Source organism: Sphingomonas trueperi (genome assembly GCF_011927635.1).
Classification (GTDB): domain Bacteria; phylum Pseudomonadota; class Alphaproteobacteria; order Sphingomonadales; family Sphingomonadaceae; genus Sphingomonas; species Sphingomonas trueperi.
The window spans coordinates 372,302-396,605 of the sequence record NZ_JAATJB010000001.1; the positions used below are offsets into that span (position 1 = coordinate 372,302).

Genomic DNA, 24,304 nt, shown 5'->3' on the forward strand with positions numbered 1-24,304 from the left:
CTTACTCGCGCTCGTCGCCCGGCGGATGGGCTTCGGCGCGCTCCAGTTCCTTGGGCTTGCGCTTCTCGAAGATCTTGCCGAGCCGCTCTTCCTCTTCCGCCGAGAGTTCCTTCTCGGCGGTCGGGAACATCTCTTCCTCCTCCTCGTCGATATGGTGGAGGTAGCGGTCCTTCATAGCGCGGAACTTGGACAGCCAGGCGGAGGAGGACATTTCGATGTCCATCAGCTCGCCGAGCAGATCGTCGACTTCCTTGTGCTCGGACACCGAATGGCGCGCATCCTCGCGCAGCTCCGGATTGGCGAGCATCGTCGCGTAGAGCGACTCTTCCTCGGCCGCGGCGTGCGACTGGAGCTCGAGGCGGAGCTGCTCGAAAAGGTCGCGACGCTCGGGGCTGTCGCCCGACGTGGCGTCGATCTGCGCGATCAGCTCGCGCTGGCGGTCGTGATCGGCGATGAGGTCGGCGAAGATGCGGGGCTGGTCGGCCATGTAGGTGTCTCCCTGGTTTCCCAGCCCCAACCGGCGGCCTTGCGCTAGGTTGCTCCCGCGAGTCGTTCGCAAGGTTTCGCTCACGCCGCAAACAGCTCCAGCTGCTCCTTCTTGGGCGCGATCCAGGCGCGCAGATCGGCCTTGTCGGTCAGCGCCACCGGGCGCCAGTCGGCGGTGACGATGAACGGGCGGATCTTGGCCAGCGAGACGGTGAGCCGCGCGACGTCCTCCAGCCGCAGCCGCCGCCATTTGCGCGCGGCGAGGATCGAGGCAACCGCCTTGGTCCCCAGCCCCGGCACGCGCAGCAGCGCCTCGCGCGGAGCACGGTTGAGGTCAACGGGGAAGCGATCGCGGAAGCGCAGCGCCCAAGCGAGCTTGGGATCGATGTCGAGCGGCAGCATGCCCGTCGCCGGGTCCACCGCCTGCGCCACTTCGTCGGGCCGATACTCGTAGAAGCGCATCAGCCAGTCCGACTGATACAGCCGATGCTCGCGCATCAGCGGCGGGCGCTGGAGCGGCAGCACCGTGCTCGCATCGGGAATCGGGCTGAACGCCGAATAATAGACGCGCCGCAGCCCGAAGCGGCCGTACAGCCCGGCCGCGCGATCGATGATGTCGCCATCGGTCGCGGCATCGGCGCCGATGATCATCTGGGTCGACTGGCCGGCGGGCGCGAACTTGGGCGCCGAGCGATAGCGTTTCCGCGCATCCGCCCCATCCAGAATCGCGCTGCGCATCCCCAGCATCGCGCCTTCGATCCGCGGCGCGGATTTTTCAGGCGCCAGGCGCTTAAGCCCCACCACGGTCGGCAGCTCAACGTTGATCGATACGCGATCGGCGTACAGGCCGGCTTGGTGGATCAGCTCGGGGTCAGCGTCGGGAATTGTCTTGAGATGAATATAGCCGCGGAAATGATGGTCTTGGCGCAGGCTCCGCGCCACCTCCACCATCTGCTCCATCGTATAGTCGGACGAGCGGATGATGCCCGAGGAGAGAAACAGCCCCTCGATATAGTTGCGCCGGTAGAAGTTCAGCGTGAGCTCGACCACCTCGGCCGGCGTGAACCGCGCGCGGCGCACGTTCGAGCTCTTGCGGTTGATGCAGTAATGGCAGTCGAAAATGCAGCTGTTGGTCAGCAGAATCTTGAGCAGGCTGATGCAGCGGCCGTCGGGCGCATAGGCATGGCAGATGCCGTTGCCGGTGGTGGACCCGAGCCCCTTGCCGTCCCTCGACGTGCGCTTGGCCGTCCCCGACGACGCGCAGGACGCGTCGTATTTCGCGGCATCGGCGAGGATCGCCAGCTTTGCACGGGTGTCGAGTTGCGCCATCGCGTTCCTTCTATGTTCTCAAACACCTGCTGTCCAGATGGACGCTCGGCTATCGGCCCTGTACCAGCGCCGACCGGAGGGTTTCGGGCATGATTCAGCGGATCGACGGGCGCGCGCGGGCGCTGGCACTCGGCATGGCGCTCACCTGCCTGCTCGGCTGGGTGTTCAAGGCGCATTGCATGCCGCACGGCTGGAGCGGCGCGATCCAGTATATCAGCGGCTGCTACAGCGACGCCCCGCCCTTCTGGGTCGAGCGCCATGTCGGCGAGGGGCGGATCCCCTATTTCCAGACGCCGATGGAATATCCGGTGCTCACTGGGCTGCAGATATGGATCGAAGGCGTGCTCGCCCGCGGGCTGTTCGGTGCGGGCGCAGACGGCGCGACCTTCCTCGCCATGGTGTCGCTCGGCAATGCGCTGCTCGCCGGGCTGATCCTGGCGATGTTCGTCCGCGGCGGCATGGATCGGGTGCGGCTGTGGCTCTGGGCCTGCGCGCCACCGCTGATCCTCTATCTCGGGCATAACTGGGACCTGGGCGCGGTGACGCTGGCGGTGGCGGCGATGCTCGCTGCGCGGCGGCAGCGGCTGGTGCTGGCAGCCGCCTTCGCCGCGCTGGGGGCGGCGGCGAAGCTGTTCCCGGTGCTGCTGTTGCCGCTGATCGAACTGGCGGCGCTCACCGCGCCGGGGCAGGCCTGGCGCACGCGGATGACGACGGCCGTGCGGTGCGTGCTGGCCGCAATCGGCGCCTGGGCGGCGGTGAACCTGCCGGTAGCACTCGCCGCGCCGGAGAACTGGTCCGAATTCTACCGCTTCTCCGAAGCGCGCGCCGGCACGGTCGCCTCCACCTGGTCGGTCCTGTCGGATCAGGGCGTGTGGGTGAGCGACACCGCACAGCGCAACCTGGCAGCGTCGATCGCCTTCCTGCTCGGCGCAGCGGCGATCGTCGTGATCGGCTGGCGCAAGCATCGCGAACGGCCTTGGGTATTGTTCACCCCGGTGCTCGCCTGGTTCCTGCTCACCAACAAGGTCTGGTCGCCGCAGTTCGATCTGTGGCTGTACCCGCTGCTGGTGATGACGAGTCCGCGGCTGGCGCCGATCGCACTGTTCGTGATCGGCGACATCGCGGCCTATGTGACGGAGTTCTGGTGGCTGGCGGGACTTGCCAATGCATGGCCCTATGCCACCCAGCACGACATATTCCTGGCCACGAGCCTGCGCGGCGTGGCGATGCTGTGGCTGATCGCCGATGCCGTGCGGCTGCCGGCGCCCGCGTGGATCACCCGCGCGCCGGTCTGAACCCGATCAGGGCAGCGGCAGGTCGGTCTCGGCCTTCTTCTGCGCCCGGCGCTCGGCGCGCGCGGCGGTCGCGCGCTGGACGAAGCAGCCGGTGCCGCCGTTGGCGCCGACGGTCGAGCAGCTGCCGGTACCGAAATTGCCGGTGGTCAGCGCATCCTGCGATCGCACCGCCCAGGACTGGCCCTTCTGGGGGTCGGTCGGCGTGGTCTCGCGGATGTTCTTGGGGATACGGAAGCGCTCGCCCTCGTCCAGCCGCTGGCAGACGACGATCTCCTCGCCATTCTTGTTGGTCGGGCACTTGTCGTTGCCGTAGATGATCAGCACGCCGTTCTGGACGGCATTCTGCGCATGCGCCGGCGCGGCGGCGAGCAGCGGCGCCGCCGCGGCCGCGGTGATGATGGCGATCCTCTTGAGCACCTGCGTTCCTCCTGTTGTGCGCGCCACCCTGCCGCGGCGCGCCTGAATAGCCGCTGTCAGATCCGCTTCGATACGCCGATCGCGAACCGGCATCCGGCACGGATCAGCGCCGAAAGCACCGGATAGCCGGGGGTGCTTTCCGCGCCCGAGGCGATCGCGGTGTCGCGGTGCTCGATCTCCTCCTCCCGGAATCGCGCGACGGCGTCGCGCAGTTCCGGATCCTCGTCGCCCAACTGCGCGAGCTGCTGCTGATAATGGAGGTCGATCTCGGTCTCGATCGCGGCGGTGCACGCCATCGCCGCCTGCGGGCCGAGCGCGGCAGTGACGACGCCGAGCCCGAAGCCCGCCACGTCCCAGAACGGCTGGAGCGCCGTCGGGCGCACGCCGCGCCGCGCGATCAGCGCGTCGAAAAAGGCACGGTGATGCTCTTCCTGGTTGGCCATGCCGGCGATGGTGCGCGCGGTGGGCGTGCGATCGCCCATCACCGCGAGCTGCCCCGCATAGATCCGCGTCGCGCCATATTCGCCGGCCTGGTCCACCCGGACCATGGCGTCATGCGCTTCCCGACGATCCCCCGGCTTCCAGCTCATCGCACTGCCTTTCGCGTTGCGAGCAGCGCGATCAGCACCGCGCCGCCTAGCGAGAAGATCGCGTTATAGCCGGCCAGGCTGATTCCGAACATCGTCCATTGGGCCACGTCGCAGCGGACGATCGGCGCACGGAGCGCCTGGGTCAGCATCTCCATCGGTGAGCCCTGCCGCGGCGCGGCCGTGCATTCGGTGATGCCCTGCCACCAATGATATTCGGCACCGGCATGATAGACGCCGATCGCCCCGCTCACCGCGATCAGCAGCGCGGCGAGCAGCACCAGCGCTGCCACCTGCCGCCGCCCGCGCACGAAGAAGGCGAGCGCTGCGACGATGATCGCCGCCAGATGCGGCCAGCGCTGCCACACGCACATCTCGCACGGCACCAGGCCGCCGATGAACTGCGATCCCAGCGCGCCGCCGAGCAGCGCCAGCGGCAGCAGCAGCGCCAGCCAGCGCGCGAGCACCGGTACGTTGCGCGGCATGCGGCTCAGGTTGCGGCTCACTTGGCGGCGCTCGCAGCCGGCGCCTTGCCCAGCCGGGCTAGCGTCTGCACCGCATAGTTCAGCTGGAAGTCGGTGATGCCCTTCTTCTTCAGCTCGTCGGCGGTGGCGGTGAAGCGCGGATCGGGGGTGTCGTCCGATTCCAGCACGCTGTCGTCCACCTTCTCCATGTTGATCAGGTGGCGGCGCAGATCCGCCTCACGCAGCTCGGGGCGCGACTTGTAGTCGGGGTCGCTCAGCTGCGGCACGGCGATGTCGGGCTTGATGCCGCCTTCCTGCACCGAATGGCCTGAGGGGGTGAAATAGCGCGCGGTGGTGAGGCGCAGCGCGGCATGCGGGCCCATCGGCAGGATCGTCTGCACCGATCCCTTGCCAAAGCTGCGCACGCCCAGCACCAGCGCGCGGTGATGGTCCTGCAGCGCGCCGGCGACGATCTCGGAGGCGGAGGCGGTGCCGGCATCGGTCAGCACGATCACCGGCAGCCCCTTGGCGAGGTCGCCCGGGAACACGCTCTCGGCATAATAGCGCTCGATATCGGTCTTCTCGCGGCCGCGCTGCGAGACGATCTCGCCATGGTTGAGAAACACGTCGGAGACGCCGATCGCCTCGGTCAGCAGACCGCCGCCATTGTTGCGCAGATCGAGGATGTAGCCGAGCGGCTTGTGGCCGAGCTTCTTCTCGATCTCCTGGATCGCGAGCGCCGTGTCGCCGCCCGTGTGCGCGGTGAAGGTGCTGATGCGGATGACGCCGATGCCGTCCTTGACGTCCGCCTTCACCGATTTCTGGGTGATGATCTCGCGCGTCAGGGTGAATTGCAGCGGCTTGTCGGCGCCCGGGCGCACGATGGTGAGCGCGATCTTGGTGCCGGGCTTGCCGCGCATCTGGGTGATCGCCTCGTCGAGGCTGCCGCCGACGATGAACTTGCCGTCGAGATGGGTGATGTAATCGCCCGCCTTGATGCCGGCGCGCGCGGCGGGGCCGTCGTCATTGGGCGCGATCACCTTCACCGCGCCGTCCTGCTGGGTGACGGTGAGGCCGAGGCCGCCGTAATTGCCTTCGGTCTGGATCTTGAGATTGTCGAAATCGAGCCCGTCGGCATAGCTGCTGTGCGGATCGAGCGCCGCGAGCATGCCTTCGATCGCGCCCTTGACCAGCGTCTTGTCGTCGACCTTCTCGACGTAATTCGCCTTCACGGTGTTGTAGACTTCCATGAAGGTGTCGAGCTCGCGATAGCTGCTGGTATCGACTCCCGCCATGGCACCGGATGTGATGGGAATGATCGCAAGTGCGCCGACAGCGGCGGAAACCTGTAGAAACGAACGCAGCATCAAGAGACTTTCCGGAAGGGCGACCCTGGTAATGTAGGCGAGGATAACGGGATTTGCACGCGGTGTCAGTCGAGCAATTGGGTCAGGTCCAGCGGCTGGCCCCGGCGGCGTAGTTCGACCGTAATGCGCGGGCCGGCGGTGCCGAGGGTTGCACCCGGCGCCACCTCCGCGCCGGGGCGCACCGCGAGCGTGGAAATGCCGGAAATCAGGCTGGTCCAGCCCTTGCCGTGATCGACGATCACGACCTTGCCATAGCCAGCAAAGGGGGCGGCATAGGCGATGGTGCCCGCGGCGGGTGCGACGACGGCAGACCCCGGCTGCACTGCGAAGCTCGGGCCGCGAGCGCGGACGCCGGCGGGGGAAATCTCGCCGAAGCCGGTGACGAGCTGGCCGGTGACGGGGAGGCGATAGGGTGCGGGGCCGGTCACACGTTCCGCCGAGGTGCCTGGGCGGGGCAGCGGACCATTCAGGACGAGCAGGTCCGATTGCACCTGTGCGGCGCTCTGGCTGCGATCCTGCTCGGAGGCAAGGTCGCGCGCCTTCTCGCCCAGCGCGAGCGCACGGTCCGATTCCACCAGCGCGTCACGGCCGAGCGTCATCGCGCGCAATCGGTGCTCGGATTCGAGCTGGAGCGCGGCAAGGCGGCGGGATTCGAGCGCGGCGCGGCGGATCCGCACGTCGGCGACTGCCTTGCCGGCAGCAACACGCAGTGCGCGGGAGCGGGCCAGGTCCGCCCGCACACCGGCACTCCGCGCCTCGATCGCAGGGAGCAGGCTGGCGAGCGTCGCGCGGACATGGACCAGGTCCTGCGCCGATCCCGGCTGGGCGAGCGCCAGCACCGCCGGGCGCCGCGCCATCGCCTGCAGCGCGGCGACGAGCTCGAGTGCCGGCCGCTGGCGTTCGGCGAGGGCCGTGCGCTGGCGGGCGAGCAGCCGGTCGAGCAGCGCCACGCGCGCCTCGGCCGCGGCCTGCTCGGCTTCGGCCGCCTTGATCCGCTGCGCCGCCGCCGCCTGTTCGGCGCGGGCGCGGGCTTCGCTATCGCGTTCGCCGGCCGCGGCGCGGTCGAGTTCGGCGGCCCGCCGCTCGGCCGCCCGCGCCGCCTGGGAGGCTTCCGTCACCACACGCGCGGTCTGTTGGGTGGGATCAGACTGCGGTTGGGCGAGCACGCCGGTCGCGCCGATCGCGACCAGCGCCGCCGCGATGCCAAGGCCGCGCGCCGGCGTCATCAGCCTTCGCGGTGATAGGGATGGTTGGCGAGGATCGAGACCGCGCGCCAGAGCTGCTCGGCGAGCATCGCGCGGGCCATCATGTGCGGCCAGGTCGCCTTGCCGAAACTGAGCAGCATGTCCGCCGCCTGGCGATCGGCATCGTCGAATCCGTCGGCAGCGCCGATCAGGAAACGCGTCTCGCGCACCCCGTCGTCCCGCCACGCGCCGAGCCGGGTCGCCAGCGTCTTGGAGGGCAGGTTCTCGCCCAGTTCGTCGAGCATCACCACGCGCGTGCCGGGGCTAAGCACCGGCATCTTGCCGCCGGTATCGGGCAGTTCGGTGACGCGGGTGCCCCAGGTCACCCGCTTCAGATAGCGGTCGACCAGTTCGGCCTCGGGGCTGCGCCCGATCCGGCCGCGCGCGACGATGTGCAGCAGCATTGCGCGCGGACCTTCGGGATCAGATCAGGCCTGGCCCTCGAACGACCACATCCGCTCGAGATTGTAGAAGCTGCGCACTTCCGGGCGGAACAGGTGGACGATCACGTCGCCCGCGTCGATCAGCACCCAGTCGGCGGCGGGCAGGCCTTCGACGCGGGGCGTTCGGCCCTGCTCGGCCTTGATCTTGTCGGCCAGCTTCATCGCCATCGAGGCGACCTGCCGGGTCGAGCGACCCGATGCGATCACCATGTAATCGGCGATGCTGCTCTTGCCGGCGAGCGGGATCGAGACGGTTTCCACCGCCTGATCGTCCTCCAGCGAGGTGAGCACGAGCCTATGCAGCGCTTCGACGCTGTCGGCGTCGTTCGAACGCTGCATATTGGGGGAAGTGGCCAAGGTTGCTCCTAGTCTAGCGACGGTTTGTGCAGAGTGGGTGGAGACGGCGCCGGGCTCTCCTGTTCCAACTGCGGAGAAGACCCGAGGAATCGCCGGTGCCAGGCAGGATCGGCAGCCCGAAGGCGTGTTGCCGACGTCGGATCGGGGCGGAAGCGCAACAGCACAAGTGCCGGCAATCTCCATCGCGTCCAATGTTTCGCCTGGCCTGCGGGCCGCACAGCGCGCCGCAGCCAACCCATTGCAGGACTTGCATGGGCGCCCCTGTCATACCCCGGACGCGCGATAACCGCAATCGGAACCTGACGGGCGATGTGCCGCCACCGTTCCCAGCGATGGAACTGCGCCAGATTGTCCGCGCCCATCAGCCAGATGAAGCGATGATTCGGATAGAGCCGGGGCAGCTTGGTGAGCGTATCGGCGGTGTAGCGGGTCTTCATCCGCTTCTCGATCGCGGTAGGGCGGATCGGCGCATGCCGCGCCATCGCCCGTGCCGAGGCCATACGCGCCTGGAACGGCGCCATGCCGGCCTTGTCCTTGAGCGGATTGCCCGGTGAGACCATCCACCACACCTCGTCGAGATCGAGCGCGCGAAGGGCATGCAGCGAGAGCCGCCGATGCCCGCGATGTGCCGGATTGAACGAGCCCCCGAGAAGTCCGATGCGTTTCAACGGATGACGAGCCAGTATGCCCCGGCCGTCAACGGCAGCGAGCCCGATGCCGGGCAATCATGGCATCCAACTCGGCCATCACTTGCGCATGAGGAACAACATCCCCACGCTCTACCGCGTCGAGCCCTTCCTGTAAAAAGGCACGAAACGCGGCCTCCGTTTCCACGACGCGGGGCATCGCATCGGCGGTGATCTTCCGTGGCTCGGTCATCGCGGGACTCTATGCGGACCGGGAAATTGCATCAAGCTGCTAGGAAGTCGGAGCGTTTTGCTCAGGGAAGCTGCGCACCACTTCAATGGGCCCCAGGATCGCCGCGTTGAACGCCTCCAGATCCTCCGCGGGAATCCAGTACTCGCGATGCGCACGACCACCCGCTTCCTCCACCCGGTATCTCGCCAGGAAAGCAGCGTCGACGGCAAAGCGGGTTACGAAGCCAGCGCCGCTTTCGGGCACGTTCCAATCCCGTGCGATCTTCACCGCATATTCTTCCGTCGTAACCGGATAGAAACTGGGTTGCTCCGGGAGCCGTGGCGGGAAAGCAGACATGCCACTGTCTTGGATCAAGGCCAGTTCGGCAGGCCCGACGGGGCGCCAGAGGATAACCGTATCGCTCAAGGCCGCGCCTGACCGGTGCCGAGCACCAGCCATTTGTAGGTGGTGAGCCCCTCAAGCGCCACCGGGCCGCGCGCGTGCAGTCGGCCGGTAGAGATGCCGATCTCGGCGCCCAGCCCGAACTCGCCGCCATCGGCGAACTGGGTCGAGGCGTTCCACATCACGATCGCGCTGTCGACGCCGTTCAGGAACCGCGTCGCCGTTTCCGCATCCTCGGTAATGATGGCGTCGGTGTGGTGCGAGCTGTGCGCGGCGATATGCGCCATGGCGGCCTCGACGCCGTCGACCAGCTTCACCGACAGAATCGCCTCGAGATATTCGGTGTCCCAGTCTTCCTCCGTCGCCGGCTGTACGCGCGGGTCGAGCGCCTGCACCTCGGCATCGCCGCGCAGTTCGCAGCCGGCGTCGGCCAGCGCGGCGAGAATCGGCTTGGGATCGGTGAAGCCGCGGTCGATCAGCAGCGTCTCGGTCGCGCCGCAGATGCCGGTGCGGCGCATCTTGGCGTTGACCACCAGCGCCTGCGCCATCGCCGGATCGGCGGCGCGATCGACATAGCTGTGGTTGATCCCGTCGAGATGCGCGAGCACCGGCACGCGCGCCTCGGCCTGCACCCGCGCGACCAGGCTCTTGCCGCCGCGCGGCACCACCATGTCGATCAACCCCTCGGCGGTGAGCATCGCGCCCACGGCGGCGCGATCGGTCACCGGCACCAGCTGAATCGAATCGGCGGGCAGGTCTGCCTGGGTGAGCCCCTGCACCAGCGCGGCATGGATCGCGCGGTTACTGCGGATCGCCTCGGAGCCGCCGCGCAGGACAGCCGCATTGCCCGACATCAGGCACAACGCCCCAGCATCGGCGGTCACGTTGGGACGGCTTTCGTAGATGATGCCGATCACGCCGATCGGCACGCGCACGCGGCGGAGCACCAGGCCGTTGGGCCGGGTCCGCTCGTCGAGCGCGCTGCCGACGGGATCCTCCAGCCCGGCCACCGCCTCGATGCCCGAGGCCATGCCCTCGATCCGCTTGGCATCGAGCAGCAGCCGATCAAGCATTGCATCGGACAACCCGTTGGCCTTGCCCGCCACCATGTCCTCGGCATTGGCGGCGAGGATCGCTTCCTGCGAGTCGCGGATCGCGGCGGCGGCGGACCGCAGCGCAGCGGCCTTGGCCGCGCTTGGCAACGCCGCCAGCACCGTGGCGGCGGCGCGGGCGCGGCTGCCCATGTCGGCGATCAGCATCTGGGTGTCGGGCGTGTCGATATCGGCCATGCTGCAGATGCTAGCATGCGCTTCGCGAAGCTGATAGCCTCGGGCGCCATGGGGGAAATCGACGCAGCCGGCGAACTGGTGATGGGGGGCATGCTCGGCCGTGCGGTGGAGCCGCATGCCGGGGAACGCCATGGGCATGGGCATGGCACGATCTGCCTCAATTGCGGGACCGCACTGGTCGGTCCACATTGCCATGAATGCGGGCAATCGGGGCACGTTCACCGCTCGCTGGGTGCGATCGGGCATGAACTGCTGCACGGGGTCGCGCATTTCGAAGGCAAGATGTGGCGCACGCTGCCGCTGCTCGCCTGGCGGCCGGGCGACCTGACCCGCCGCTACATCGCCGGCGAGCGCGCGCGCTTCGTCTCGCCCATGGCGATGTTCCTCTTCTCGATCTTCACGATGTTCGCGATCTTCCAGATCCTCGGCATCTCGACGCCGACCGATCTGGATACGGCGATGATGAAGCCCGCCGCCGCGATCCAGCAATCGATCAAGAAGCAGGAAGACAAGCGCGCCAGCAAGGCGGCGAAGCTGGCCAAGCTGGATGCGGGCGACAGCGATCGCGCCGAATTGCAGGACGACATCGCCAAGGCGGATCGCGAGATCGCTTCCCTCAAATCCGCCGCCGCCCAGATCGGCCATGGATCCGCCGACGCCGAAGCCGAGGAGGCGGAGGTCCATACCGGCTGGCACACGCTCGACCACGGCATCGAGAAGTGGCGGAAGAACCCGTCGCTGATGCTCTACAAGCTGCAGTCGAGCATCTACAAATTCTCGTGGCTGCTGATCCCGTTGTCGCTGCCGTTCGTGTGGCTGCTGTTCTTCTGGAAGCGGCAGTACAAGCTCTACGATCACGCGGTGTTCGTGACCTATTCGATCGCGGCGATGTCGTTGCTGTTCATCGTCGTCACGCTGGGCAGCGCCGTACATGTGCCGGGCAACGTCCTCGGCACCCTGGCCTTCGTGGTGCCGCCGGTGCACATGTGCCGCCAGCTCAAGCAGGCCTATCAGCTGCGCTGGCGCTCGGCCATCCTCCGCACGGTCGTGCTGCTGTGGTTCATTGCCATCATCGCCACGCTGTTCCTGCTGATCCTCGCGCTGCTCGGCATCATGGGCTGAGCGGCGTCAGGGGAATCCGTGCATCTGCCGGCCCATCGGCATCATGTTGTGGTCGAGATGGGCGAGGATCCACACCGACCCGCCGATCAGCAGCAGCACGACGAGCGTGCCGAAGGCAAGCGCCAGCACATTGTTGGTATTGTCCGGCCCGGTAGTCACGTGGAGGAAGAAGACGAGGTGGATGCCCATCTGCGCGATGGCGAGCACCACCAGCGCCATCGGGATGGCGGGCCGCCAGACGAGCGGCAGGTTGACCATCGCGAAGGCCGCCGCGGTCAGCAGCGCGGCGAGGCCCAGCCCGACCACATAGCCGCTGGTGCCGCCGGCGAATTCCTCGCCCTCGGCGGCTTCATCGCCGGGCGCGGTATCGCCGCTGTCGGTTTCGCGCTCGCTCATGGCGCCACTCCCATCAGATAGACCATGGTGAAGATGCCAACCCAGACGATGTCGAGCGCATGCCAGAACAGGTTGAAGCACATCAGCCGCCGCAGCACCTGCGGCCGGAAGCCCTTCACCCAAAGCTGCGCCATCATCGTGCCGAGCCACAGCAGCCCCACCGCGATGTGCAGCCCGTGCAAGCCCACCAGCCCATAGAAGGCCGAGAGGAAGGCGCTGCGCTGGGGCCCGGCGCCCTTGCCGATCATCTCGGCGAACTCGCTCAACTCCAGCCCCAGGAACACCGCGCCGAGCAGGCCGGTGGCCAGCAGCCAGAACTGCGCGGGCACCAGCTTCCGCTTCTCCGCGGCGACGCCCGCCAGCCCGCAGGTGAAGCTGGAAAGGAGCAGTGCCGCCGTCTCCAGCGCGACGCGCCCCTGGCCGAACAGTTCGTGCGGGGAAGGCCCGCCCGCGGTCTGCTTGGCGAGCACCGCATAGGCGGCGAAGAAGCCCGAGAAGAGGATGATGTCGCTGAGCAGGTAGATCCAGAAACCATAGCCCACCGTCGTGCGCTTGCTCGCCGGGCCGCCCTCGCCGCGGCCGGTATTGTGGTCCCCGCCACCGCCGCGACCCATGCGATAGGGATCCTGCGCCTTTGCGGTCATGCCGGCTGCTCCCGGTTCTCCTCGAGCCACTTGCGGCGCGCGGCGCGGCGGGCACGATCGATCCGCGCGACCTCTTCGGCAGGGATCTCCTTCTCCTCCTCGTCCCGCCAGGCGAAGACCACGAAGGTGGCGTACGCGCCGACAAAGCCGAGCGCTGCCAGCCACCAGATGCTCCAGATCATCGCGAAGCCGATCAGCGTGGCGAAGAAGGCGGTGACGACGCCGGTCGCACTGTCACGCGGCATCTCGATCGCCTCGTACTCGGGCTCGTCGGCAAGGCCCTGACTCTCGATCGCCTGGCGCTTGATCGTCCAATAGGGCTCCTCGCCGTGCACGCGTGGCAGCACCGCGAAGTTGAACGCCGGCGGCGGCGAGCTCGTCGCCCATTCGAGCGAGCGGCCGTCCCAGGGATCGCCGGTATCGTCGCGCAATTGGTCGCGGTTGCGGATGCTGACCACGATCTGGATAATCTGCGAGGCGACGCCGAGGATCATCACGCCAACGCCCGCCACCGAGACGTAGAGCCAGGGCGCCCATTCGGTGAAGTCGATATGCTGCAGCCGCCGGGTCATGCCCTCCAGTCCGAGCACGTAGAGCGCGCCGAACACGATCAGGAACCCGGCTAGCGTCAGCCAGAAGGCCATCTTCCCCCAGAATTCGTCGAGCCGGAAGCCGAACGCCTTGGGGAACCAGTAGGTGATGCCGGCGAACGCGCCGAAGATCACCCCCGAGTTGATCACATTGTGGAAGTGCGCGACCAGGAACATCGAATTGTGCAGCATGAAGTCGGCCGGCGGCACCGCCAGCAGCACCCCGGTCATCCCGCCGATGACGAAGGTGGTCATGAAGGCGAGTGACCACAGCATCGGCGTGGGGAAGCGCAGACGCCCGCCATACATGGTGAACAGCCAGTTATAGATCTTCACCCCCGTGCCGACCGCGATGATGCTGGTGGCGATGCCGAAGGCGGCGTTGACGTCCGCGCCCGCCCCCATCGTGAAGAAATGGTGCAGCCACACCGTGAACGACACGACGACGATGAACAACGTCGCCGCCACCATCGAGCGATAGCCGAACAGCGGCTTGGACGAGAAGGTGGAGAAGATTTCGGAGAAGATGCCGAAGGCGGGCAGGATGAGGATATAGACCTCCGGATGCCCCCAGGCCCAGATGAGGTTGACGAACATCATCATGTTGCCGCCGGCTTCGTTGGTGAAGAAGTGAAAGCCGAGATACCGGTCGAGCGTCAGCATCGCGAGCGTGGCGGTGAGGATCGGGAAGGCGGCGACGATCAGCATGTTGGCGCCGAGCGCCGTCCAGCAGAACATCGGCATCCGCAGATAGCCCATGCCGGGCGCGCGCAGCTTGAGGATCGTCGTCACCAGGTTGATGCCGGACATCAACGTGCCGACGCCCGAGATCTGGATCGCCCAGACATAATAGTCGACGCCGACGCCGGGCGAGTAGGTCGTCTCGCTGAGCGGCGCATAGGGCAGCCAGCCGGTGCGGGCGAACTCGCCGATCACCAGGCTCATGTTGACGAGCAGCGCGCCTGAGGCGGTGAGCCAGAAGCTGGTCGAGTTGAGCGTCGGGAAGGCGACGTCGCGCACGCCGAGCTGGAGCGGCACGACGAAGTTCATCAGCCCGATCACCACCGGCATCGCGCCGAAGAAGATCATGATCGTGCCGTGCGCCGAGAAGATCTGGTCGTAATGCTCGGGCGGCAGATAGCCCTGGGCATGGCCGATCGCGCTCGCCTGCTGGGTCCGCATCATGATCGCGTCGACAAAGCCGCGCAGCAGCATGACGAGGCCGAGCAGCACGTACATCACCCCGATCCGCTTGTGATCGACCGAGGTGATCCATTCCTTCCACAGATAGGGCCAATGCCCCTTCACCGTGATCCAGCCGAGCACCGCCAGCAGCGCGAGCCCGACGCCCCCCGCGGCGATCAGCGGGATCGGCTGGCTGAAGGGGATCGCGGACCAGGAGAGCTTACCGAGCATCGTCACTCCGCCGTTCCGGGGGAAACTTGAGGCTCGCCGCCGCGGCCCTGTTCGGGCCCGGGGGCCGGCGGCAAATGCTGCGCCACCACCATGTCGAACAGCCCCGGCTGCACCGCGCCCCAGTGCTTGGGCGGCTCGTGCTGACTCTGGCGGGCGAGCACGCGATAGGCGCGCCCGTCGAGCAGGCCGCCGGCCGCCTGCACGCCCGCCACCCAGCGGGTGAAGTCTGCCGCGGGCACCGCCTGCAGCCGGAAGTTCATGTCCGAAAAGCCGTCGCCGCTATAATGGGCGCTCTGGCCGTAATAGCTGCCTGGCTGGTCCGCCTGCAGGTGCAGCGTCGTCGCCATGCCGTTCATCGTGTAGATCTGGCTGCCCAGTCGCGGCACGAAGAAGCTGTTCATCACGCTCGCCGAGGTGAGCCGGAAGCGGATCGGCACGCCCGCGGGCACCACCGCGCCGTTCAGCGTGGCGACGCCTTGCGCGGGATAGACGAACAGCCATTTCCAATCGAGCGACACCACCTGCACCTCGAGCGGCGGCGTCTTCTCCGCGAGAGGCTTGGCGGGATCGAGTTCGTGGCTGCCGATCCAGATCAGCCCGCTGAGAAACAGGATGGTCAGCAGCGGGATCGACCAGACGATCAGCTCGATGCGCCCCGAATAGACGAACTCCGGCCGATACTTCGCCTTGCCGTTGCCGGCGCGGAACCACCAGGCGAAGACCAGCGTGGCGATCATCGTGGGGATGACGATCGCCAGCATGATCACCAGCGAATCGAGCAGGATCGTTCGATTGTTCGCCCCGATCGGTCCGCCCGGACGGAGGATGCTCGCGCCGCTGCAGCCGCTGAGCAACAGCAGCAGCGGGAGAAGACGCGCGCCGCGTTCAGGCATGCTCCGCCTCGGCGAGCCATTCGTCGGGCGACCGGGCGTGGGTGGCAGCAATGTCGGCGCCCATGCTCTGGGCGATGATCTCCAGCGCCCAGCGGCCACGATCGTCATCCTGCGTCGCTACCGCGTCCTCGGGCACCCACAGCGCATAGTCGCGCATGTGCGCGTCGCCCGCGGTGAACAGCACGCAGATGTCGGTCGCAACCCCGGTCAGCACCAGCCGCCGCGCGCCCAGCTTGGGCAGCAGCACCGGCAGGTTGGTCGCGTAGAAGCCGGAGAATTGGGGCTTGAGCACGAAATAGTCGCAGTCGCGCGGCTTGAGCTTCGCCAGCCTGTCGGGCGCGCCGTCGAACGCCTGTTCGATCAGCCGCGACTTTTCCGAATGCCATTCGCCGAAATTGTCGTTGACGTAGACCGTCGGCAGATCGGCAGCATCGAACGCGTCGCGCAGCTGGAGGATCGGGCCAGCGATTGCCTCGGCACGCGCGCGCAGTTCCTCGCCGCCCTCGAAGTCAAAGTTGTTGATCATGTCGATGATCAGCAGCGCCGCAGCGGCCCCGCCCTGGTCGCGCGCAGGTGCGGTGGCGCCCGTTTCGGGTTCTTCCACGGTCTTCCCCTTCGGTACGCCTCAGCGGTCGGTCTGGCCGCGGTCAAGCGTGTCGCCGGGATGACGTGCATCGCCTTCCTGCTGATGCTCGGTCGAGATGTTGGGCCGTGGCTGGGTGCCGGTGCCGCCGGTATCGCCCTTCTCGCCGGGTTCGGTCGAGAGATTGGTGCGCGGCTGGGTGCGGGTATGGTCGTCCGGATCGGGCATGACGCTTCTCCTGATGCTCAGGCTAACGACACGCAGCGGCCGCTGTTCCCCGCGGGCTCAGCGCTTTTGACGATTCATGACCTGGAGCAGTGCAGCAGCAAGCGACAGTCCGCCGCCGAGCAGCGCGACCCCGGTCCAGCCGCCCGTTTCCCAGGCGAACGTCGCCGTCGCCGAGCCCGCGGACGCGCCGAGGAACATCGACCCCATCAGCACGGTGTTGAGCCGCGCCCGCGCCTCGGGCCGCAGCGCGAAGATGATGTGCTGGTTGGAAACGAGCGCACTCTGCACCGCGAAATCGAGCACGACGACGCCGATCACCAGCGCGGCGATGCCGGCCCACAGCCCGAACAGCAGCCAGCTTGCCACCGCGAGCAGCGCGCCGATCAGCACCACAAGGTGCGGACCGCGCTTGTCGGCGATCCGGCCGGCGAGCGGCGCGCCCAGGATTCCCGCCGCACCGACGACGCCGAACAGCCCCGCAACGTCTGCGCCGAGGCTGAAGCGCGGCGTCTGCAGGTAGACCGCCAGAATCGTCCAGAAGGCGGTAAAGCCGGCGAACAGCAGCGCCTGGGTGATCGCCGCCAGCCGCAGCGCGGGAAACTCGCGCCACAGGCTTCCAAGCGACCCGAGCAGCGCGCCATAGCCGAGCGTCGCTTCGGGCTCGCTGCGCGGTAGCCGCCACGCCATCACGGCCGCGGTACCCAGCGCCAGCGGCACGCCGAGCCAGAACATCTCGCGCCAGCCCCAATGCGTGCCGACGAAGCCCGACAGCGTCCGGCTGAGCAGGATGCCGCAGAGCAGCCCGGCCATCACCGTGCCCACCGTCTGCCCGCGCCGTGCCGGATCGGCGAGATGCGCGGCAAAGGGCACGATCTGCTGCGCCACGCTCGCCGCGGCACCCACCAGCAGCGAGGCGCCGATCAGCATCCAGGCATTGGGCGCCAGCGCCGCTGCGACCAGCGCCGCCGCCAGCACCAGGAACTGGAGTATGATCAGCCGCTTGCGCTCGTGCAGGTCGCCCAGTGGCACGAGCAGGAACAGGCCGGCCGCGTAGCCGAGCTGCGTCGCCGTCGGCACGAGCCCCGCAGGTTGGCCCGGCAGGTCGCGCTCGATGATGCCCAGCAGCGGCTGGTTGTAATAGATATTGGCAACCGCAATGCCCGCCGCCGCCGCCATGGCGAAGGTCAGGCCGCGGCCGAGCCGGGCGGTGGGTTGGGGGGCATGCAAGACGGCGACTCCTTGGGCATTGGGCCGCACAGATAGGAAGCCCGGGGGCCGGTTGTTACTGTCCGATGGTTTGGGCGCCGTTGTCATCGAGCAGGTTCGTCTCCGCCATCGCGTTGTCGGGCTCGTCGACATGACCGTCCGGATCGACATGGATCAGGATTTCGGTATCCGGAAACGCCTCGCCCAGCGCAGCTTCCAGCCGCTCCACCACATCATGCGCTTCGGCGATCGTCATGCAGGCGCGCATCGCGACGTGGAACTGGACGAAATCGCGGTTGCCGCTGGTACGGGTGCGCAGGTCGTGGAGGCTCTTGAGCTCGGGATGCGTGGCCGCGATCTCGACGAAACGACGGCGCTTCTCCTCGGGCCATTCGCGGTCCATCAGCTGGTCGATCGCCGCGACCGAGGCACGCCACGCGCCCCAGAGCAGCCACAGCGCGATGGCGATGCCGAACACCGGATCGGCGCCGGCAATCCCGGCATAGCTTTCCAGCACGAGCGCGCCGATCACGGCGGCGTTGAGGAACAGGTCCGAACTGTAATGGATGCTGTCGGTGGTGATCGCGATCGAGCCGGTCTGCCGGACGACCCAGCGCTGATATTGGGTGAGCGCGAGCGTCACCAGGATCGCGATCACGGACACGACGATGCCCGCCTCGGGATCGGCGCTGACCTGGTTCTGGAGCAGCCGCTGCACGGCGCGCAGCAGGATGGCGAAGCCCGAGATGGCGATGATGACCACCTGGAACAGCGCCGCCAGCGCCTCCGCCTTGCCATGGCCGAAGCGGTGCTCGTCGTCCGCCGGCTGCGACGCCCAATGCACCCCGCCCAGCGTCACCAGCGAGGCGACGAGATCAAGCCCCGAATCGGCGAGGCTGGCCAGCACCGCCACCGACCCCGTCTTCACCGCCGCATAGGATTTGAGCGCGCCGAGGAAGAGCGCGCTGCACACGCTGGCGATCGCCGCGCGGCGGGCGAGGTTGCTCATGGGTAGAGCATGCCCTCGCTCCAGCCGTCGCCGGTACGCGTGAACACGCGGCGCTCGTGCAGGCGATGTTCGCGGTCGAGCCAGAATTCGATTCGCTCGGGCGTGACGCGATAGCCGCCCCAGTGCGGCGGGCGCGGCACCGGCTGCCCCTCGAAGCGCGCCTGCACCTCGGCGAAGCGATCCTCGAAGGTGGCGCGGCTATCGAGCGGGCGCGACTGGTCCGAGGCCCAGGCGCCGAGCTGCGAATCGCGGCTGCGGCTGGCGAAATAGGCGTCGGACTCCGCGTCGCTGGCGAAGGCGATCGGCCCCTCGATGCGGATCTGGCGGCGCAGCGACTTCCAGTGGAAGAGCAGCGCGACATGGCCGTTGGCGGCAAGGTCGCCGGCCTTGCGGCTCTCGCGGTTGGTGTAGAAGACGAAGCCGCGCTCGTCATAGCCCTTGAGCAGCACCATCCGGACCGAGGGGCGCCCCTCGGCATCCGCCGTGGCCAGCGCCATCGCGTTGGAATCGTTGATCTCGGTGGTACGCGCCTCGGTGTACCAGGTGTGGAAAAGCGCGAAGGGGTCGGTGCTCATGGGGTCTGCCTCTACAGCCTAAACGCCGCCGTTGCGATGGGCGGAACATGACGGACTTTGGGGAATTGAATCGGGCCTGCAACGAGGAGACTTCCGCATGGCCGCGCGCGCCTATTGGCAGGGACAGATACGGCTGGCCCTCGTTTCGATTCCCGTCGAGATCTACACTGCCACCAAATCCGGCGCGCAGATCGCGTTCCACCAGATCCATGAGCCGAGCGGCCAGCGGATCAAGTATGAGAAGGTCGCGCCCGGCGTCGGCGCGGTCGAGCCCGACGAGATCGTCAAGGGCTATGAGATCGAGAAGGGCGAATATGTCCTGCTCGAGCAGGACGAGATCGACGCGGTGAAGCTCGAATCGCGCAAGACGCTGGAGCTGACCCAGTTCGTCGATGCCGACGAGATCGACGTGCTCTATTACGAACGGCCCTATTTCGTCGTGCCCGCCGACGACCTCGCCGAGGAGGCGTTCATCGTGCTGCGCGAAGCACTGCGGCGGGCGCGCAAGGTGGGCCTGGGCCAGCTGGCGATGCGCGGCCGCGAATATGTCGTGAGCCTCAAGCCCTGCGGGCGCGGCATGATCCTCGAGACGCTGCGCTACGCCGACGAGGTGCAGAAGGCGCAGGGCTATTTCCGCGAAATCCCGGATAGCGAGCCGGACCCCGAGTTGCTCGACCTCGCCCAGACGCTGATCGAGAAGAAGGCGCGCAAATTCGATCCGAAGGGTTTCCACGACCGCTATGTCGACGCGCTGCGGGAGCTGATCGAGAAGAAGAAAAAGGCCAAGGGCGCCAAGATCCTGGAGGATCCGGACAAGCCGGAGAGCCGCGGATCGAACGTCGTCGACCTGATGGCGGCGCTGAAGAAATCGCTGAACACCGGCGACGCCAAGGCGGCACCCAAGGCCAAAGCACCGGCGAAGAAGGCAGCGCCCAAGAAGCCGGCGGCGAAGAAGCGTGCCTGACGCCGACAGCCTCGCCCGCTACAACGCCAAGCGCGACTTCGCCAAGACGGCGGAGCCCGCCGGCACGGTGGCGAAGACCGGCGGCAACCGCTTCATCGTCCAGAAGCACGATGCGACCCGACTTCACTGGGACTTCCGGCTGGAGGTGGACGGGGTGCTCAAGAGCTGGGCGGTGACGCGCGGGCCCAGCCTCGACCCCGACGAGAAGCGGCTCGCGGTGCGCACCGAGGACCATCCGCTCTCCTATGCCGATTTCGAGGGGACCATTCCCAAGGGCGAATATGGCGGCGGCACGGTGATGCTGTGGGACAGCGGCACCTGGGAGCCGATTCCGGGCAAGAGCGCCAAGGATCTTGCGAAAGGCCATCTCCACTTCGTCCTCCACGGGGAGCGGATGCAGGGCGAATGGCTGCTGATCCGCCTCAAGCCGCGCGGCAAGGAGAAGGCCGAGAACTGGCTGCTCCGCAAGATCGATGACGAGTTTGCCGGGGCCACGGACGAGTTGGTCGAGACGGGGCTGACCAGCGTCACCACCGGGCGGACGATGCAGGAGATCGCCGAGGGGAAGAAGCCTCCCTCTAGCAAGGGGAAGCGCTCTCCCCGCGCGCTCCCCTCCCGCTTACGGGAGGGGTCGGGGGAGGGGCTGAAATCTAGCAGCGCTTCTTCCACATCAGCCCCTAACCCAGCCCCTCCCGCAAGCGGGAGGGGAGCGAAAGCGAAACGCACTTCCCGTAAAGGATCGAAGGCCCCACCGTTCCAGCAACCCCAGCTCGCCACGCTGGTCGATACCGTGCCCACCGGCAACCAGTGGCTCCACGAGATCAAATATGACGGCTACCGCGCGCTGATCGCGACGGGCAGCGGCGGGCCCAAGATCTACACCCGCTCGGGCCTCGATTGGACCGAAAAATTCCCCGGCATCGCCGAAGCCGCCGCGACCCTGCCGCCCGGCGCGCTGATCGACGGCGAGATCGTCGCGATGAAAGGCGACAAGCCCGATTTCTCCACGCTGCAGGAGGCGATCTCCACAGGCGGCGAGGGGCTGCTCTGCTTCGCCTTCGATCTGCTCGCCGAGGGCGGCGAGGACCTGACCGCCCTCCCCCAGATCGACCGCAAGGAACGGCTGCGCGCACTGCTCGACGGCGCCGACGATCGCATCCGCTTCTCCGAACACATTATCGGCCAGGGCGAAAAGCTGTTCGAGAGCATGTGCCGCGAAGGCTTCGAAGGCGTGGTCTCGAAGCGCGCCGATGCGCCCTATCGCGGCACCCGCAGCAAGGCGTGGCTCAAGATCAAGTGCACGCACCGCCAGGAATTCGTGATCCTCGGCTGGAGCGCCTCCAGCGCGAAGGGTCGTGGCTTCAAGTCGCTGCTGCTCGGGCTGAACGGACCGGAGGGGTTGGTCTATGCCGGCAAGGTGGGCACGGGGTTCAACACCGAGACGCTACTCTCGGTGCGCGAACGCCTCGACGCGCTCGCCACCGATAAGCCCGCAGCGAAGGTCCCCCGCCCTGAAGCGCGCGGCGCGCATTGGGTGAAGCCCGAGCTGGTCGCCGAAATCGCCTTCGCCGGGTTCACCGCCGATAAGGTCGTCCGCCACGCGAGCTTTCTCGGCCTGCGCGAGGACAAGGCCGCCGACACGGTCGTCGCGGAAGAGCCGGCCGCGCTCCCCGACACCGCGCCCTCCTCGATCAAGATCAGCAGCCGCGACCGCGTGATCTTCCCCGAATCGAAGCTCACCAAGGGCGACCTCGCCGACTATTACGCCGCGGTCGCGCCGATCGCGCTGCCCTGGCTCGCCGATCGCCCGATCAGCCTGGTCCGCTGCCCCCAGGGCCGCGCCAAGCAATGCTTCTTCCAGAAGCATGATGCCGGCAGCTTCGGCGAGCAGGTTCATCATGTCGAGATCCGCGAGAAGGACGGCTCGACCGAACCCTATCTCTACGTCTCCGATGCCGACGGCATGCTCGCCTGCGTGCAGATGGGGACGATCGAGTTCCATGGCTGGGGCTCGCGCATCGCCGATGTCGAGAAACCCGACCGGCTGGTGTTCGACCTCGATCCCGACGAGGGCCTCGATTTCGAGGTGGTGAAGAAGGCGGCGGACTATCTGAAGGAGCAGCTCGCCGAGATCGGGCTGACCAGCTGGCCGATGCTGTCCGGCGGCAAGGGCGTGCACGTGGTGGTGCCGCTGGTGCCGCAGGCCGAGTGGCCGGCCGCCAAGAGCTTCTGCGAGCGCTTCGCCCGCGCGCTCGCCCAGGCCGAGCCCGAGCGCTTCACCGCCAATCTGAAAAAGGCGAGCCGGACGGGGCGCATCTTCATCGACTATCTGCGCAACCAGCGCGGATCGACCGCGGTGCTCCCCTATGTCGCCCGCGCCCGGGCCAACGCACCCGTCGCCACCCCCGTCACTTGGACCGAGCTCAGATCCATCGACAGCGCCCATGCCTTCACCATCCAGGACGCCGCGACGCTGATCGAGCGCGCGGGCAGCCGGGCGCTGCGGGGCTGGGGCACGGCCGACCAGACGCTCCCCGATCTGTAACCGCTTCGTCACGAGACTTTCGCACGACCGGCCTAGCAGGGCCTGCGGGAAGGCGGGTTCGTGCGCACAGCTTCGTCCGAGATCATTCGCTGGGTGGCGCTGCACGTGGTGCCGCAGGAGCCGCAGGTGCGCGGTGCGCTGCGCCGTGCCGGCGTCGCCGAGGCGGATATCGACGATCTGATCCAGGAAGCCTATTGCCGCTTCGCCGCGATGAACAGCATCGCCCATGTTGATCGGCCGGGCGCCTATTTCATGCAGGTGGTGAAGAACCTCTGGCGCGACCAGCTGCGCCGCGCGCGCGTAGTGCGATTCGAGGAAGTTACGGAAATCGCTCAGTGGCTCGTCGAGGCAGAGGAACTGGGCGTGGAAGCGGCGGTGGCGGCGCGCGAGCAGGTGCGGATGGTGGAGCGATTGCTCGCCGACCTCCCCGAGAGGTGCCGCACCATCTTCACGCTCAAGCGGATCGAGGGGCTCCCGCAAAGAGAGATTGCGCGGCGGCTTGGGGTGAGTGAAAGCATCGTCGAGAACGATGTGCAGAAGGCGCTGCGGAGCATCCAGCGCGCGGTACGGACCGAAGGGTTCGAGAAGGAAGCATTGGGCGTTGGCGAATCGCGGCGACACCGCATCCCGGCTTGAAGACGAGGCTGCCCGCTGGGCGGCCCGTATCGACGCATCGCCCGACATAGCACCCGCCGGCCTCGATCGCTGGCTGGCCGCGGATCCCGCGCATGCCGGCGCCCTGCTCCGCGCGCAGGCCACGCTGGTGATGCTGGGGGGCGCGGTGCCGGAAACCCTGGTCGCGGAAGATCCAGGACGCTCCCGCCGATTCTGGTGGCTGGGCGGGGCGAGTGCCACCCTCGCCGCCGCGCTCGCCGCCGCCGCGCTGCTGTTGCCCGCGCGCGGCGAGGCGATCCGCACCGGCATCGGCGAGGTGCGATCGGTGGCGCTGCACGACGGCTCCTCGCTCGCGGTCGATGCGCGCAGCGACCTCGTCACCCGCATCGGCAGCACCGCCCGCACCGTCGCGCTCAACGACGGCAAGGCGCTGTTCCGCGTCCGCCACGACGCCGCCGCGCCGTTCCGCGTCACCGTCGGCGACGTGACGATCACCGATATCGGCACGATCTTCCAGGTCGAAGCCGACCGCGACGGCGGCACCGTGGAGGTACTGGTGAGCGAGGGCGTGGTCGAGGTCGCCGCCGCCGGACGCACGCTGCGCCTCGCCGCGGGCCAGCGTGGGCGCTTCGCGATCGACGGCGGCACGCCTGCAAAGGTCGAGCATGTCGACGCCCCCCGCATCGAGCGCGCGCTCGGCTGGACCAGCGGGCGGCTCGATCTCGACGGCGAGACATTGGGCGAGGCCATCGCCGAGCTCAACCGTCACAACCAGCTGCAGATCGCGCTCGCCAACCCGGCGCTCGCCCGCGAGAAGCTGTACGGCGCCTTCCGCATCGACGATCCCGCCGGCTTCGCCCAGACCGCCGCCCTCGGTCTCGGCACCCGCGCCCGCATCGGCCCGGATGCGATCCTGATCGGCACGCCCCAAAAAAAACCGGCTCCGCGATAAGGAAATCGCCGCCCCCACCGTCGGGCCC

General features: G+C 67.7%; 28 protein-coding genes. 6 read left to right on the forward strand and 22 right to left on the reverse strand.

Translation table 11 applies throughout. The features are described 5' to 3' along the window. Window position 1: 1 nt before the first annotated feature. The gene (locus tag GGR89_RS01655) at window positions 2-487 is read right to left on the reverse strand and encodes a hemerythrin domain-containing protein (protein WP_125976934.1); all 486 of its coding nucleotides are present in this window, start codon (window positions 485-487) and stop codon (window positions 2-4) included. A gap of 80 nt (window positions 488-567) precedes the next feature. Next, window positions 568-1,815 (reverse strand): putative DNA modification/repair radical SAM protein, encoded by a 1,248-nt coding sequence (locus GGR89_RS01660; protein ID WP_125976935.1) that lies wholly within the window; start codon window positions 1,813-1,815, stop codon window positions 568-570. 89 nt (window positions 1,816-1,904) lie between these two features. Here GGR89_RS01660 and GGR89_RS01665 point away from each other — a divergent pair, with 89 nt between their 5' ends. After that, window positions 1,905-3,110: a DUF2029 domain-containing protein gene (locus GGR89_RS01665; RefSeq protein ID WP_125976936.1), complete on the forward strand. Its 1,206-nt coding sequence runs from the start codon at window positions 1,905-1,907 to the stop codon at window positions 3,108-3,110. Window positions 3,111-3,116: 6 nt separating this feature from the next. Here the strand turns inward: GGR89_RS01665 and GGR89_RS01670 are convergent, their stop codons facing one another. The 11 genes from GGR89_RS01670 to GGR89_RS01720 all read right to left on the reverse strand — a co-directional run bounded on the left by GGR89_RS01670 (window position 3,117) and on the right by GGR89_RS01720 (window position 10,538). Next, complete coding sequence (locus tag GGR89_RS01670; RefSeq protein WP_125976937.1) at window positions 3,117-3,527, reverse strand: hypothetical protein; 411 nt, start codon at window positions 3,525-3,527, stop codon at window positions 3,117-3,119. A 56-nt stretch (window positions 3,528-3,583) separates the two neighbouring features. Then, the gene (locus tag GGR89_RS01675) at window positions 3,584-4,117 is read right to left on the reverse strand and encodes a demethoxyubiquinone hydroxylase family protein (RefSeq protein ID WP_125976938.1); all 534 of its coding nucleotides are present in this window, start codon (window positions 4,115-4,117) and stop codon (window positions 3,584-3,586) included. Continuing rightward, window positions 4,114-4,599, reverse strand: coding sequence for a disulfide bond formation protein B (locus GGR89_RS01680; RefSeq protein ID WP_125976968.1), 486 nt, complete (start codon window positions 4,597-4,599; stop codon window positions 4,114-4,116). Before GGR89_RS01680 ends, GGR89_RS01675 begins: the two co-directional genes overlap by 4 nt. 17 nt (window positions 4,600-4,616) lie before the next feature. Then, window positions 4,617-5,945, reverse strand: a complete 1,329-nt coding sequence (locus GGR89_RS01685) for a S41 family peptidase (protein WP_125976939.1) — start codon at window positions 5,943-5,945, stop codon at window positions 4,617-4,619. A 65-nt stretch (window positions 5,946-6,010) separates the two neighbouring features. Continuing rightward, window positions 6,011-7,171 (reverse strand): murein hydrolase activator EnvC family protein, encoded by a 1,161-nt coding sequence (locus GGR89_RS01690; protein ID WP_125976940.1) that lies wholly within the window; start codon window positions 7,169-7,171, stop codon window positions 6,011-6,013. After that, window positions 7,171-7,593, reverse strand: coding sequence for a 23S rRNA (pseudouridine(1915)-N(3))-methyltransferase RlmH (locus GGR89_RS01695; RefSeq protein WP_125976941.1), 423 nt, complete (start codon window positions 7,591-7,593; stop codon window positions 7,171-7,173). Before GGR89_RS01695 ends, GGR89_RS01690 begins: the two co-directional genes overlap by 1 nt. Window positions 7,594-7,617: 24 nt before the next feature. Continuing rightward, on the reverse strand, window positions 7,618-7,971 hold the full coding sequence (gene rsfS, locus GGR89_RS01700) for a ribosome silencing factor (protein ID WP_093296138.1): 354 nt from the start codon (window positions 7,969-7,971) through the stop codon (window positions 7,618-7,620). A 26-nt stretch (window positions 7,972-7,997) separates the two neighbouring features. Further along, window positions 7,998-8,657 (reverse strand): nicotinate-nucleotide adenylyltransferase, encoded by a 660-nt coding sequence (locus tag GGR89_RS01705; protein WP_125976942.1) that lies wholly within the window; start codon window positions 8,655-8,657, stop codon window positions 7,998-8,000. 28 nt (window positions 8,658-8,685) lie between these two features. After that, entirely contained in the window at window positions 8,686-8,868 is a 183-nt protein-coding gene (locus GGR89_RS01710; protein ID WP_125976943.1) for a hypothetical protein, read from the reverse strand. A 39-nt stretch (window positions 8,869-8,907) separates the two neighbouring features. Next, window positions 8,908-9,273 carry a hypothetical protein gene (locus GGR89_RS01715; protein WP_241218028.1) on the reverse strand — a complete coding sequence of 122 codons (366 nt, stop codon included), beginning with the start codon at window positions 9,271-9,273 and terminating at the stop codon, window positions 8,908-8,910. After that, window positions 9,270-10,538 carry a glutamate-5-semialdehyde dehydrogenase gene (locus tag GGR89_RS01720; protein ID WP_125976945.1) on the reverse strand — a complete coding sequence of 423 codons (1,269 nt, stop codon included), beginning with the start codon at window positions 10,536-10,538 and terminating at the stop codon, window positions 9,270-9,272. Before GGR89_RS01720 ends, GGR89_RS01715 begins: the two co-directional genes overlap by 4 nt. A 48-nt stretch (window positions 10,539-10,586) precedes the next feature. Here GGR89_RS01720 and GGR89_RS01725 point away from each other — a divergent pair, with 48 nt between their 5' ends. After that, on the forward strand, window positions 10,587-11,660 hold the full coding sequence (locus GGR89_RS01725; RefSeq protein ID WP_125976946.1) for a DUF3667 domain-containing protein: 1,074 nt from the start codon (window positions 10,587-10,589) through the stop codon (window positions 11,658-11,660). A 6-nt stretch (window positions 11,661-11,666) separates the two neighbouring features. Here the strand turns inward: GGR89_RS01725 and cyoD are convergent, their stop codons facing one another. From cyoD to pdxH, 9 genes are read right to left on the reverse strand one after another with little or no spacing between them, the layout of a single operon-like run. Beyond that, window positions 11,667-12,056: a cytochrome o ubiquinol oxidase subunit IV gene (gene cyoD, locus GGR89_RS01730; protein ID WP_125976947.1), complete on the reverse strand. Its 390-nt coding sequence runs from the start codon at window positions 12,054-12,056 to the stop codon at window positions 11,667-11,669. Continuing rightward, window positions 12,053-12,700, reverse strand: a complete 648-nt coding sequence (gene cyoC, locus GGR89_RS01735; protein ID WP_125976948.1) for a cytochrome o ubiquinol oxidase subunit III — start codon at window positions 12,698-12,700, stop codon at window positions 12,053-12,055. The genes cyoD and cyoC overlap by 4 nt, the downstream gene beginning before the upstream one ends. Beyond that, window positions 12,697-14,706 carry a cbb3-type cytochrome c oxidase subunit I gene (locus GGR89_RS01740; RefSeq protein WP_167712746.1) on the reverse strand — a complete coding sequence of 670 codons (2,010 nt, stop codon included), beginning with the start codon at window positions 14,704-14,706 and terminating at the stop codon, window positions 12,697-12,699. Before GGR89_RS01740 ends, cyoC begins: the two co-directional genes overlap by 4 nt. Before the next feature lie 2 nt (window positions 14,707-14,708). Further along, a complete protein-coding gene (gene cyoA, locus GGR89_RS01745; protein ID WP_125976949.1) occupies window positions 14,709-15,599 on the reverse strand; it encodes a ubiquinol oxidase subunit II in 891 nt (296 codons plus the stop codon). Continuing rightward, a complete protein-coding gene (locus tag GGR89_RS01750) occupies window positions 15,592-16,203 on the reverse strand; it encodes a cysteine hydrolase family protein (protein ID WP_125976950.1) in 612 nt (203 codons plus the stop codon). The genes cyoA and GGR89_RS01750 overlap by 8 nt, the downstream gene beginning before the upstream one ends. 21 nt (window positions 16,204-16,224) lie before the next feature. Next, a complete protein-coding gene (locus GGR89_RS01755; RefSeq protein WP_125962534.1) occupies window positions 16,225-16,410 on the reverse strand; it encodes a hypothetical protein in 186 nt (61 codons plus the stop codon). 57 nt (window positions 16,411-16,467) lie between these two features. After that, window positions 16,468-17,637: an MFS transporter gene (locus tag GGR89_RS01760; RefSeq protein ID WP_125976951.1), complete on the reverse strand. Its 1,170-nt coding sequence runs from the start codon at window positions 17,635-17,637 to the stop codon at window positions 16,468-16,470. Between the two features lie 55 nt (window positions 17,638-17,692). Continuing rightward, entirely contained in the window at window positions 17,693-18,625 is a 933-nt protein-coding gene (locus tag GGR89_RS01765; RefSeq protein ID WP_125976952.1) for a cation diffusion facilitator family transporter, read from the reverse strand. Beyond that, window positions 18,622-19,200: a pyridoxamine 5'-phosphate oxidase gene (gene pdxH / locus GGR89_RS01770; protein WP_125976953.1), complete on the reverse strand. Its 579-nt coding sequence runs from the start codon at window positions 19,198-19,200 to the stop codon at window positions 18,622-18,624. The genes GGR89_RS01765 and pdxH overlap by 4 nt, the downstream gene beginning before the upstream one ends. A 97-nt stretch (window positions 19,201-19,297) precedes the next feature. Between pdxH and ku the strand changes: the two genes are divergently transcribed. Genes ku through GGR89_RS01790 form a run of 4 tightly spaced genes read left to right on the forward strand, consistent with a single transcriptional unit; the run spans window position 19,298 to window position 24,276 of the window. Further along, window positions 19,298-20,164: a non-homologous end joining protein Ku gene (ku, locus tag GGR89_RS01775; protein WP_125976954.1), complete on the forward strand. Its 867-nt coding sequence runs from the start codon at window positions 19,298-19,300 to the stop codon at window positions 20,162-20,164. Next, window positions 20,157-22,709, forward strand: coding sequence for a DNA ligase D (ligD, locus tag GGR89_RS01780; RefSeq protein ID WP_125976955.1), 2,553 nt, complete (start codon window positions 20,157-20,159; stop codon window positions 22,707-22,709). The genes ku and ligD overlap by 8 nt, the downstream gene beginning before the upstream one ends. 60 nt (window positions 22,710-22,769) lie before the next feature. Next, the gene (locus tag GGR89_RS01785) at window positions 22,770-23,345 is read left to right on the forward strand and encodes an RNA polymerase sigma factor (protein WP_241213143.1); all 576 of its coding nucleotides are present in this window, start codon (window positions 22,770-22,772) and stop codon (window positions 23,343-23,345) included. Further along, the gene (locus GGR89_RS01790) at window positions 23,311-24,276 is read left to right on the forward strand and encodes a FecR family protein (protein ID WP_241218029.1); all 966 of its coding nucleotides are present in this window, start codon (window positions 23,311-23,313) and stop codon (window positions 24,274-24,276) included. The genes GGR89_RS01785 and GGR89_RS01790 overlap by 35 nt, the downstream gene beginning before the upstream one ends. Window positions 24,277-24,304: the final 28 nt, after the last annotated feature.

What these genes read in the sequence shown, in the direction of transcription:
- GGR89_RS01675 (WP_125976938.1), bottom strand. Translation starts at nt 4,117, where the DNA reads ATGAGCTGGAAGCCGGGGGATCGTCGGGAAGCGCATGACGCCATGGTC.
- cyoD (WP_125976947.1), bottom strand. Translation starts at nt 12,056, where the DNA reads ATGAGCGAGCGCGAAACCGACAGCGGCGATACCGCGCCCGGCGATGAA.
- GGR89_RS01665 (WP_125976936.1), top strand. Translation starts at nt 1,905, where the DNA reads ATGATTCAGCGGATCGACGGGCGCGCGCGGGCGCTGGCACTCGGCATG.
- GGR89_RS01765 (WP_125976952.1), bottom strand. Translation starts at nt 18,625, where the DNA reads ATGAGCAACCTCGCCCGCCGCGCGGCGATCGCCAGCGTGTGCAGCGCG.
- pdxH (WP_125976953.1), bottom strand. Translation starts at nt 19,200, where the DNA reads ATGAGCACCGACCCCTTCGCGCTTTTCCACACCTGGTACACCGAGGCG.
- GGR89_RS01755 (WP_125962534.1), bottom strand. Translation starts at nt 16,410, where the DNA reads ATGCCCGATCCGGACGACCATACCCGCACCCAGCCGCGCACCAATCTC.
- GGR89_RS01690 (WP_125976940.1), bottom strand. Translation starts at nt 7,171, where the DNA reads ATGACGCCGGCGCGCGGCCTTGGCATCGCGGCGGCGCTGGTCGCGATC.
- GGR89_RS01695 (WP_125976941.1), bottom strand. Translation starts at nt 7,593, where the DNA reads ATGCTGCTGCACATCGTCGCGCGCGGCCGGATCGGGCGCAGCCCCGAG.
- GGR89_RS01655 (WP_125976934.1), bottom strand. Translation starts at nt 487, where the DNA reads ATGGCCGACCAGCCCCGCATCTTCGCCGACCTCATCGCCGATCACGAC.
- GGR89_RS01725 (WP_125976946.1), top strand. Translation starts at nt 10,587, where the DNA reads ATGGGGGAAATCGACGCAGCCGGCGAACTGGTGATGGGGGGCATGCTC.
- rsfS (WP_093296138.1), bottom strand. Translation starts at nt 7,971, where the DNA reads ATGCAGCGTTCGAACGACGCCGACAGCGTCGAAGCGCTGCATAGGCTC.
- cyoC (WP_125976948.1), bottom strand. Translation starts at nt 12,700, where the DNA reads ATGACCGCAAAGGCGCAGGATCCCTATCGCATGGGTCGCGGCGGTGGC.
- GGR89_RS01680 (WP_125976968.1), bottom strand. Translation starts at nt 4,599, where the DNA reads ATGCCGCGCAACGTACCGGTGCTCGCGCGCTGGCTGGCGCTGCTGCTG.
- GGR89_RS01685 (WP_125976939.1), bottom strand. Translation starts at nt 5,945, where the DNA reads ATGCTGCGTTCGTTTCTACAGGTTTCCGCCGCTGTCGGCGCACTTGCG.
- ku (WP_125976954.1), top strand. Translation starts at nt 19,298, where the DNA reads ATGGCCGCGCGCGCCTATTGGCAGGGACAGATACGGCTGGCCCTCGTT.
- GGR89_RS01660 (WP_125976935.1), bottom strand. Translation starts at nt 1,815, where the DNA reads ATGGCGCAACTCGACACCCGTGCAAAGCTGGCGATCCTCGCCGATGCC.
- GGR89_RS01720 (WP_125976945.1), bottom strand. Translation starts at nt 10,538, where the DNA reads ATGGCCGATATCGACACGCCCGACACCCAGATGCTGATCGCCGACATG.
- GGR89_RS01710 (WP_125976943.1), bottom strand. Translation starts at nt 8,868, where the DNA reads ATGACCGAGCCACGGAAGATCACCGCCGATGCGATGCCCCGCGTCGTG.
- cyoA (WP_125976949.1), bottom strand. Translation starts at nt 15,599, where the DNA reads ATGCCTGAACGCGGCGCGCGTCTTCTCCCGCTGCTGCTGTTGCTCAGC.
- GGR89_RS01740 (WP_167712746.1), bottom strand. Translation starts at nt 14,706, where the DNA reads ATGCTCGGTAAGCTCTCCTGGTCCGCGATCCCCTTCAGCCAGCCGATC.